This is a genomic window from Collinsella sp. LCP19S3_C9 (assembly GCF_052121575.1).
In the GTDB taxonomy this organism is placed as follows: Bacteria; Actinomycetota; Coriobacteriia; order Coriobacteriales; family Coriobacteriaceae; genus Collinsella.
The window spans coordinates 44152-54805 of sequence record NZ_JBQKDZ010000015.1 but is presented as its reverse complement, the minus strand read 5'-3'; the positions used below and the strand labels follow the sequence as shown (position 1 = coordinate 54805).

The window sequence follows — 10654 nt, the reverse complement described above, 5'->3', positions numbered from 1 at the left end:
TCGAGCTTGCGGACAGGGTCGAGGCGGCATAGGATATCAACCGTATTCCAGATTCTGGGACGCCGGGCCGACTCGCTTCGGATCGGGCACTACACCAACTTTCTCGACACTGCCGCCTTATCCCCTCCGAGTTGCGGTGAAATAAGGACTGAATAGGCCTTTTAACGGCTAAAACACTCCCTATTTCACCGCAACTCAGGGGGGGGATTGCATTACTGGTAGCGCAGGCACTCCACGGGGTCGAGTTTTGCGGCCCGGCGGGCGGGGTAGAAGCCAAAGATTACGCCGATGCCGACGGAGACCGCAAAGGCCAGCAGCACCGTGGCGATCGAAAAACTCGGCGTTATGGTACCGCTGGCACCGAGTTCGCCAAGCACGCCGGAACCCGCGGCGAACATCGCTAGGCCCCAGGCAAGCAGGTAGCCAATCAGGACACCTAGCAGACCGCCGGTGATGCACAGCGCCGAAGACTCGGCCAAAAACTGTGCGGTGATATCGCGACGGCTGGCACCCAAGGCTCGACGAATACCGATCTCGCGGATGCGTTCGGTCACATTGGTGAGCATCATGTTCATGATGCCGATACCGCCCACGAGCAGCGAAATGCTGGCAACGGCGCCCATGATGAGCGAAAACGCGCCCATAAAGGAGTTGAGGGCGTCGATGGCGCTTTTCATTGAGGTCGCCGACACGCTGTCATATTCGTCGTCATCCGCGATGTCCTTCATGCTGCGCACCTTGGATTCAATCATCTTGCACAGCTCATCCATGTCCGTACCCTCGGCGGCGAGCGCCGTTACGCTGGGAAAAGACGGGTTCTCGTCGCCAAAGAGGCCCGAGATGGTCTCGCGCGGCATGTAGAGCGTGAGTGAGCCCATGGAGTCGCTGCCGCCGTCGATAACGCCGATAATCTGCACCTCGCCGTTCGACACCTTGATGGTCTTGCCGAGCGCGTCCTGTTCGTTGCCGTACAGCTGGTCCGCGCCGCCGCGGCTGATGAGCGCCACGCGTGCGCCAGATTGGGACTCAGCCTGGGTATAGGTGCGCCCCGCGACGAGCTTGCTGGCTCCCACTGCGTCGAGCATGTCGCTATCGACGCCCTGCGCCATGACGTTATAGCTTTTGTCACCGGCCTTGTACTCGGTATAGGCACTGTCCACGATACCGATCTGCTCGATCTGCGGCACCATCTTGCGAAGCTTCTCAACGTCCGACTCGGTGAGCTCTTGCGACGAATAAATCTGCACCATACGCGCGGCGTTGAGGCCCAGGCTGTTGACCAGGCTGTTTTGGATGCCGCCGATAAGCGAGGTCATGGCAATGACGGAGGCGATGCCAATAACAATGCCCAGGATGGTGAGTAGGCTGCGTCCCTTGTTGGCCTCGAGGGAGTGAAGGGCTTCTTGGATAAGGTCGCACGTGCTCATGCCTTCACTCCTTTCGTCGGATTGGCGTGTGCGGAAATCATGGGCAGGTTATCAATGGCGCCGTGCAGGGTCTGCGGTGCGTGCGCGATGTACGCGCCGTCGTGGATTCGGCCGTCGCGAATGGTTACGGCACGGTCGGCCTCGGCGGCGATACCGGGATCATGCGTGATGAGCACAATGGTCTTGCCACGTTCCTGGAGTTTGTGGAAGGTCTCCATCACGAGCGCTCCGGTGGCGGAGTCCAGGTTTCCCGTCGGCTCGTCCGCCAGGATGATGGGCGGGTCGTTGACGAGGGCGCGCGCGATGGCAACCCTCTGCATCTGTCCGCCTGAGAGCTCGGAGATGCGGTGGTCCCAGTGGTCGACCGGCAGCGTGACGGCTTGCAGCGCATGAACGGCGCGCATCTCACGCTGAGCCCGCGGCACGTTGGTGTACGACAGCGGCAGCATGACGTTTTCGATGACCGATAGGCGCGGCAGCAGGTTAAAGCTCTGAAAGACAAAGCCGATGCTCAGGGCGCGGACTTCGGTGAGCTCGTCATCGTCGAGCTCCGCCACGTTGAGGCCCTGCAGGTAATAATCGCCTGCCGTTGGCTTGTCCAGGCAGCCCAGGATGTTCATGAGCGTTGACTTGCCCGAGCCAGAAGGGCCGGTAATGGCCACGAATTCGCCGGGATTCACTGCCAGGCTCACGTTATGCAGGATATGGGCGCAGCCGGCCTCGCTCTCAAAAATGCGATGCACGTTGCGGATGTTGATGACGGGACGCATTACAAGCCCTCGTCGGCAGACATGCTGCCAGAGTCGTCGCCGTCGGCCGTCATGCCTGCGCCGGTGTCCACGATGAGGGTGTCGCCGTCGCGCAGCTTGGTAACCGGTACGTCTGCGTTGATCTCATTGCCCTGGTCGTCGCGCTTGACCTGCGTCTTGCCGACCACGGCGTCGTTTTCGTTTTGCGTCACAATGGTCACCTTCACGCGGCGCATCTCCTTGCCTTCACCGTCGGTTGCCACGTTGACGTAATAGTGCTCGCCATCCTCGGTCATGAGCGCCATGGTCGGCACCATCACCACATCGTCGAGCTGCTCGGTTACCACCGAGACCTCGGCGGTCATGCCCGGCTTGAGGCGCGCGTCGGGCGCGTCAATCAAAATATCGACGTTATAGGTCACGCTACCGCCGCCACCGTAGGTGGAGTCGGAGTTTGCCACCGAAGCGATTGTCGTGACCGTTCCCTGGCTCACGATATCGGGAAAGGCCGGATAGGTAACGTTGGCGCTCTGGCCCACTGCGATCTTGGCGATATCCTTTTCGCCCACCTGAACGGTGACCTTCGTCTTGGAGAGGTCAGCGATCTGCATGCACTGCTTGCCGCCGGTCGTATCGCCTTCGCCCATAATCATGCCGCCCGTCACCGTGGCGCCGACCTTGGCGTTGAGCTCGACGATGCTGCCCGAGCTGGGCGCGGTCACAGTGCGCTCGGCGGCTTTGGCGTTGGCCTGGTCCAGGGTCGCCTGGGCCGAGGCCAGGTTACGTTGGGCGCTCGAGATGGCGCTCGTGTCGGCACTCGTGCCGGTGCTACCGCTGGCGCCACTTGCGCCTGCCGCATCTGTGTCAGTCGCCGGAGCGGCTTGGGCGGCAGCTACCGCTTTCTGCGCGTTGGCGAGGTCTTCCTGTGCCGCCGCCACCGCGCGCTGCGCCTCGGCAACGTTGCGATCGAGCTCGTCATTTTTAATGGTCATGAGCACATCGCCCTCGTTAACGGACTGGCCGGCTGATACGTTGATCGATGCCACCGTGCCGTCGACAGAAGGGGAGACCACCGAAGCCGAGATAGGCTTGAGCTGGCCTTTAGCCTCGACGGTGGTCGTAAATGTACCCTCGGTGACCATGTCGGTCACCGGCCCGTTGGTACCTGCGGGCCGTGCGTTAATGACGAAGGTTACGACAACGGCGATGAGCACAATGGCGGCCACGACGCCGGCCGCAATGCCGCGTCGGATGAGCTTTTTGCGCCGACGCTCGGCACGCTTCGCCTTGAGCTTGGCGTAGGCCTCTTCGTCAGAAATCTCGGTTGCATCGCTTGTGCTGCCGTTTTGCTGTGTGGCGCGCATGTTTGTTATGAGGGGAAGCGTTTCGGTGGCACCCTCGGGCGCTCGCTCGGTATCATTCGGTCCCGGGGTGATGGTGGGGACATTCGACATGGCGTCTCCTTTATAGAAAGTTCTTCGATAAGTATATGCGCCCGTCGCGAGAAGCGGGTGCATATGGCGGATTCTTTCGGAACTGTTAGATTGGAGCGTCAGTTCCCCGTTGTGCGAAGGCGTGTTTCCCTACGAGTGCACGACCACGCATAGGCCTACGTTGATGCAATCGTGGAGTGCCTTGGCATCGGCCAGACGCAAGTTGATGCAACCGTGGCTGCCGCACCATTTGTACGAATTTGGGTCGTCAAAGCTCTGATCGTTTTGCCATGTTGCATCATGGAAACCAACCATGTTGCCTTCAAACGGCATCCAATATGACACGGGGCTTTCGTATTTTGGTTTTCCGGTCTTTGGGTCTTTGGCACCGATGAGCTTGCTTGCGCCGTCATTGCTATTGATCTGCCAAACGCCCTCGGGGGTGGCATCCTCTCCCGGTTTGCCCGAGATAAAGTTGGCCTCCCAAACGATATTACCGTTCTCGTCATAGTAGCGCGCGTGCTGCTCGGACAGGTCGACGTCGATATACGCCTTCCAGTCGGGCTCTCCCTTTGCGGTATAGGTGTCGGCCTTCTGGGAGTACTTAATCTCGATTTCGCCGGTCTGCTTGTTGTTAATGGCGTCCTCGACCTGCTTGGCGAGTGCGTCGCTATCGACGGACCAGCCAAAGTCACCGCCCTCGACGGCACATTCTTTGCCGTCGGCACGCGTCCACCAGCGGGTGGTGCCCACGGTATTAAAGCCGTTGGCGAGCTCGGCTGCCCAGCTACCGATCTGCGACGTATCGAGTGTGGGGTTGGCCGGATCGGCAAAGCTGATCCACTGCAACACGGAGCTGCCGTCGACCTTGCCGGCATCCTCGCCGTTGAGCTTGAGGGTCACGTTGACGCCCAAGAAGTTGTTGGCGGCATCGCATGCGGCCTGAATCTGATCATTGGTCAGCGTTCCGTTGAGCGGCTCATAGGCATCGTTGCCGAGCTTGGAAAGATCTACGGTCTCGGCCAGCGAGGCAAGCTCGAGCTCGGCATACTTAATGACATGCTCGCGGTTGAGTTTTTCGTTGGAGCGCGCCTTCTCGACGGTAAACTTGCCGGCTTGCTCGTCATAGGAGCTATTGGCCTCGAACGTACCCGAACGGCCCTCGTTAAACTCGTCAATGGCGGCGCCCAGATCCTCCTCAAACTTCTTTTGGTCAAAGGTGTCAGAGAGCATGGACAGGTCGACGTCTTGTTCAAGATCGACTTCGTTGGAGGTGGCGGTTGTTTTGGTCTTGCCGCTTAAGGATTCCACAAGGCGGACCGGCCATATAAAGGCTTCGTTGCGGCTGATGATTTCTTTTGCGGCAGCTTCGCCGTCGACGATGGGTTCATCGGACTCGGGCTGATAGCTCCAGTTAAAGTCATCGCCTGTCACCGTGAGTTTATAGTGCTTCCATGCCGAGTTGACCTTAGTGGCAGCAGACGAAGCGTTGGAGAACGAGACGTCGACGCCGGCAATGGTGGTGTTGGGGTAGGCTACCTGCGAAAATGCGACAACGCCAACAATGTAAACGACAACAATGAGGCCCAGAGCAACGAAAAGGGTCATTTTGGCCCCGGATTTTTTCCCGTTGGCGTGGTTCTCTGACCCACGGGGGCCCTTATGATGGTTTTGCGTGTGTGAAGGCGCGTGCTTAGTCGCTTTATTGCTCTGACGCTGCTGATATGCATGGGGGTTCTGGCGCTGTGAGGTGTTTCCCGAACCATGCTTTGTGCTACGCGTTGGCGTAATGGGGCGCGGCGACTGGACGCCGCCGGTGTGCCTGCTCGGCTGCTGCGGATCGGGAATCAGTTGGGTGCGGTCGTTTTGCGACATCGTATGCATATCCTTCGAATTTCGCCTTGCGGCTCATCGTGTTTTTACTGGGCTTGCATTATAGCGATTACCTAGTTGTTTGTGGTATTGAAACGGTGGCATTGGCAAGAGGTTGGACATTTGTCCCACCTCTTGTTTTGGACTGGTCTTTATCCGCACACGCCGCATTTAGCGCAAGCCGAAAGCGCGGCCGGAGCCTGCGCGATGCCGCCCTTTGCCGTCTCGCGCAGCGTGGCCGGCAACGCGTGGCCCACCGAGAGCATGACGTGTGCCATCTGGTCAAACGGCACCAGGCTCTTAATGCCGGCAAGGGCGAGCTGCGCCGAGCTAAATGCGGCCGCCACGCCGATCGCGTTGCGGTTTTGGCATGGCACTTCGACAAGGCCGCCCACGGGATCGCATACAAGACCAAGCAGATTGCTCAGTGCGATAGAGCTAGCGTCGAGTGCCTGCTCGGGCGTGCCGCCCAGCATCTGGACTAGCGCGGCAGCGGCCATGGCGGCGGCGCTGCCCACCTCAGCCTGACATCCGCCTTCGGCACCGGCGACGCAGGCACTTGTGGTGAGGTTGAGACCAATCGCGGCAGAGCAGTAGAGTGCGTCCATGACCTGTTCGTCATCGAGCTGTAGATGGTCGGCGAGCGCCAACACGCAGCCGGGCACGACGCCCGCAGAGCCGGCCGTGGGGGCGGCGACGATGACGCCCATGGCGGCAGAGCGCTCAAGCACGGCCATGGCGCGGGCTACGGCTTCGGTTTGGACGGCGCCCATCAGGTTTGTGCTCAGATCGTTGCGGCATGTGGCGTCGACGAGTTTTGCCTCGCCGCCGATAAGCCCGCCGAGCGAGCGCTGCGGTGCGGCGATGGGCGCCGTTGTCTCCTCGCGCATGACCTCGAGTACGCGGCGCATGGCGGCGACGGCGTGCTGCTCGCCGGTCAGGCGGGCTTCGCGTACGGCCATGACGGCGCCAATGTTGAGGCCCAGCTCGGCGCAGGCGTCGAGGAGCTGTTCGCCATCGTCGAAGATTTCCTTGGCGGAAACGCCGGGGGAGAGCGATGAGGCCGAGCCGGGAAGCTCAATGAAGGTGGCGTAATCGACATTGTCGAGCATGCGTAGCATGGGAACGACGATGTCATCGGGGGTGCCGTCGGTCTCAAAGACGGAATAAGCTTGGCCGCCTACCTCGGTTCGGTAGGTGCGGCAGAAGGCAATGTTTACGTGTGCGTAGGCGAGCTGGTTTGTGAGCGCGGCGAGAACGCCGGGGACATCCTGGTGCGCCACAAACAGGGTGGAATACATGCCCGAGATATCGACGCCGACGCCGTTGATGCGGCTGATGCGCATCTTGCCGCCGCCAAGGCTCTCGCCGCGGACCTGCGCCGTGGCGCCCGTGTCATCGACCATGTCGATGTCGACGGTGTTGGGGTGGATGGAGGCGTCGTCGCCCTTAATGTCAAAGTGATAGCTGAGGCCCCGCTCGCGCGCGAGGTCAAAGGCCTGCTTGATGTTTTCGTCGTCGGTATCGAGGCCCAAGATGCCCGCGACGAGTGCGCGGTCGGTGCCATGGCCGCGGTAGGTGTGGGCAAAGGAGTTCCACAGGCCAAAGGTGACCTTGGTGATGCGGCCTTCCAGCAGGCTGGCGGCAACCTGGGCGCAACGCAGGGCGCCGGCGGTGTGCGATGAGCTGGGGCCGACCATGATGGGGCCCAAGATCTCGAATGCCGAGGTCGTAGCTAGTGTTTGCGGCTTTCCTGCCATGGCTGCTCCTTTGCCTTGTCTCGTCGTCCCGAGGAGCGGGGCATAAGGTCGCCTGCTCGGACAGTCCTGCTCGCACGGAGAGCACATTAAGTGCTCTCCGGCTCGTGCGGAACTCGCGATCGACCTTATGCCCCGCCCCTCGGGACTAAGGATACATGGTTGGAGCTGCTAGATGGCAAAATTCATTAGCTAGGGATGTGTCTTACCTTGCGTATCGACACATCTTCACCACCGTGTAAATAAAAAGGTACCGGTTGTTCCGGTACCTCTTTTTGGTGCGTTTTTATTTGGCTGTGGCTTTTCTCGTTAGCTTACAGGCCGCAGGCTGCTTTGAGTTCGTCGATGCGGTCCGTTTTCTCCCAGGTAAAGTCGGCGTCTTCGCGGCCAAAGTGACCGTAGGCTGCCGTCTTTTCATAGATGGGGCGACGCAGGTCCAGGTCGCGGATGATTGCGCCCGGGCGTAGGTCAAAGGTCTTCTCCACGGCCTCGACGATCTTGTCCTCGGCAACATGCGCGGTGCCAAAGGTGTCGACCATGATCGACAGCGGCTTGGACACGCCGATGGCGTAGGCCAGCTCGACCTCGCAGCGATCGGCCAGGCCGGCGGCGACTACGTTCTTGGCGACCCAGCGAGCGGCGTACGCGGCAGAGCGGTCGACCTTGGTGCAGTCCTTGCCGCTAAAGGCGCCGCCGCCGTGACGGCCGTAGCCGCCGTAGGTGTCGACGATGATCTTGCGGCCGGTCAGGCCCGTGTCGCCCATGGGGCCGCCCACGACAAAGCGGCCGGTGGGGTTCACATAGATATCGGCGCCATCCCACGGCATGTTCTCGGCATCCATGACGGGTGCGATGACATGCTCGATGAGGTCGGCCTTGATCTTGCCCATGTCCTCAACTTCGGCAGCGTGCTGCGTGGAGATGACGATGGTTGTGACCTCCACGGGCTTTCCGTCCTCGTAGCGCACGGTGACCTGGGTCTTGCCGTCGGGGCGCAGATAGGGCAGGGTGCCGTCGTGGCGCACGGCGGACAGGCGTTCCGCCAGGCGGCTTGCCAGGTAGTGCGGCATGGGCATGAGGGTCTTGGTCTCGTTGGAGGCGTAGCCAAACATCATGCCCTGGTCGCCGGCACCGATCAGGTCGATCGGGTCGGTGGTAGCGCCGGTCTGGGTCTCAAATGACTCGTCGACGCCCTGGGCGATATCGGGGGACTGCTCGTGGATGAGGCTCATGACGCCGCAGGTATCGCAGTCAAAGCCAAACTTGGCGCGGTTGTAGCCGATGCGGCGGATGACGCCACGGGCGATTTCCTGCACGTCGACGTATGCTTGGGTGCGAATCTCTCCGGCGACGATGACGGTGCCGGTGGTCACGAGGGTCTCGCAGGCGCAGCGGACGTTTTCCACATTGGCGGGCACGCCGTTGGGCGCAATATAGCCCTGCTCCTGCAGCTCTATTTCTTTGGCGAGGATTGCGTCGAGGACGGCATCGCTGATCTGGTCGGCGATCTTATCGGGATGGCCTTCGGTCACCGACTCCGACGTAAACACAAAAGACCCCTGCTGGGGCGGGATGGAACGAAGCTCTTCTGACATGATTGTCCTTTCGAATAACGTGTCCCAGCGACCGTTACCATTCCGCTGGGCTCTGTATGCAGGGGCACATCATAGCGCGTAAATCCAACATTCACACCCTTTCCGCACCTACTCATTAGGTAGCTAATTTGGGACGGGGCTTTTTTAGCTACCCCGGCTGATTGTTTGCTGGTTTAGCCGATAGCCTGCCGGGGCAGCTAAAAAAGCCCCGTCCCAAATTAGCTACCCGGCTTCGATGACTGGGTCGGTGCCCTTTGTGCGGAGGTGGGCATTGTTGCTTTATACTGGTGCGGTTAGACATCCATCCTGCAATCGAGGAGATTTCCATGGCATCAGACGTTCGCGTCCGCTTTGCACCCTCACCGACGGGCAAGCTGCATATCGGCGGCGCCCGCACCGCTATCTATAACTGGGCTTTTGCCCGCGCAAACGGCGGCACGTTCATCCTGCGCATCGACGACACCGATCCCACCCGCTCTACCGACGAGAACACGCAGATCATTCTGCGCGCTATGCGTTGGCTGGGCCTGGACTGGGACGAGGGCCCCGAGGTTGGCGGCGACTTTGGCCCCTATGCCCAGACCGAGCGCCTGGACCTGTACAAGCAGGCCGCCCAGAAGCTTTGGGACGAGGGCAAGGCCTATCCCTGCTTCTGCACCAAGGAGCAGCTCGAGGCCGACCGTAAGGCCGCTCAGGAGCGTAAAGACCCCTTCCAGGGCTATCAGCGCCGCTGTCGCGATCTCGATCCCGAGGAGGCACGCCACCGCATCGAGGCCGGCGAGCCCTACGTCCTTCGCATCAAGGTGCCCGAGGACCGCGGCGATGTCGTCATCCACGACGCCGTCCACGGCGAGGTGACCTTCGACGCCAAGGAGCTCGACGACTTCGTCATCTTCCGCTCCGATGGCACGCCCACCTATAACTTCGCGACCGTCGTCGACGACGCCATGATGAAGATCACCCATGTCATCCGCGGCGACGACCATCTGTCCAACACCCCGCGCCAGGTCATGGTTTACGAGGCCCTCGGCGCGCCCGTTCCCACGTTCGCCCACATCTCCATGATCTTGGGTGCCGACGGCAAGAAGCTCTCTAAACGCCACGGCGCCACCTCGGTGGAGGAGTACCGCGACGCCGGCTACCTGTCCGACGCGTTCGTTAACTACCTGGCGCTGCTCGGCTGGTCGCTCGACGGCGAGACCACGATCATCCCGCGCGATGTCCTGGCCAGCAAGTTCTCGCTCGACCGCATCTCCAAGAACCCCGCGACCTTCGACCCCAAAAAGCTCGACTGGGTCAATGCCGAGTACATCAACAACATGTCCGACGCCCAGTTTGCCGACGAGGTCATGATCCCCGAGCTGCACGAGGCCGGCATGATCGAGGGTAACATCGAGTACGGCGAGGACTGGATCGACGCGCTTGCCGCCATCGTCAAGCCGCGCACCAAGATGCCGGTCGACGCCGTGACCGTCGCCGCCCCCATCTTTGCCACGGCCGAGACGCTCGAGTATGACGAGAAGTCTGTCAACAAGGGTTTGGCCAAGGAAGGCATGGGCGCCATTCTGGATGCCGCCAAGGCCGCGCTCGAGGGCGTGGATGAGTGGACGGCTGCCAACATCGACGCCGCGCTTGAGCCGCTGCCCGAGCAGATGGACCTCAAGAAGCGCGTGGTGTTCCAGGCTGTGCGCGTCGCCGTCTGCGGTAACATGGTGAGCCCCCCGCTGGGCGAGACCATGGCGCTCGTCGGCCGCGACGACTGCTTGGCGCGCATCGACCGCGCCCGCACGATGGCGCTGTAGCAGCTGCGTAAACGCATGT

7 protein-coding genes are annotated in these 10654 nt (G+C 61.1%); 1 reads left to right on the top strand and 6 read right to left on the bottom strand.

Annotated features, from left to right (window positions below; genetic code table 11):
- Positions 1-212: 212 nt before the first annotated feature.
- The 6 genes from ACTQXI_RS07745 to metK all read right to left on the bottom strand — a co-directional run bounded on the left by ACTQXI_RS07745 (position 213) and on the right by metK (position 8833).
- Entirely contained in the window at positions 213-1427 is a 1215-nt protein-coding gene (locus tag ACTQXI_RS07745; RefSeq protein ID WP_441537478.1) for an ABC transporter permease, read from the bottom strand.
- Entirely contained in the window at positions 1424-2197 is a 774-nt protein-coding gene (locus ACTQXI_RS07740; protein ID WP_427717357.1) for an ABC transporter ATP-binding protein, read from the bottom strand. The genes ACTQXI_RS07745 and ACTQXI_RS07740 overlap by 4 nt, the downstream gene beginning before the upstream one ends.
- Complete coding sequence (locus ACTQXI_RS07735) at positions 2197-3630, bottom strand: efflux RND transporter periplasmic adaptor subunit (protein WP_441548483.1); 1434 nt, start codon at positions 3628-3630, stop codon at positions 2197-2199. Before ACTQXI_RS07735 ends, ACTQXI_RS07740 begins: the two co-directional genes overlap by 1 nt.
- A gap of 129 nt (positions 3631-3759) precedes the next feature.
- Positions 3760-5217, bottom strand: a complete 1458-nt coding sequence (locus ACTQXI_RS07730; RefSeq protein WP_441548482.1) for a L,D-transpeptidase — start codon at positions 5215-5217, stop codon at positions 3760-3762.
- A gap of 416 nt (positions 5218-5633) precedes the next feature.
- Entirely contained in the window at positions 5634-7241 is a 1608-nt protein-coding gene (gene sdaAA, locus ACTQXI_RS07725; protein ID WP_441548481.1) for an L-serine ammonia-lyase, iron-sulfur-dependent, subunit alpha, read from the bottom strand.
- A 311-nt stretch (positions 7242-7552) separates the two neighbouring features.
- A complete protein-coding gene (gene metK, locus ACTQXI_RS07720; RefSeq protein ID WP_427747377.1) occupies positions 7553-8833 on the bottom strand; it encodes a methionine adenosyltransferase in 1281 nt (426 codons plus the stop codon).
- Positions 8834-9159: 326 nt separating this feature from the next.
- Between metK and gltX the strand changes: the two genes are divergently transcribed.
- Entirely contained in the window at positions 9160-10635 is a 1476-nt protein-coding gene (gene gltX, locus ACTQXI_RS07715) for a glutamate--tRNA ligase (RefSeq protein ID WP_441048458.1), read from the top strand.
- The last annotated feature ends 19 nt before the right edge of the window (positions 10636-10654 follow it).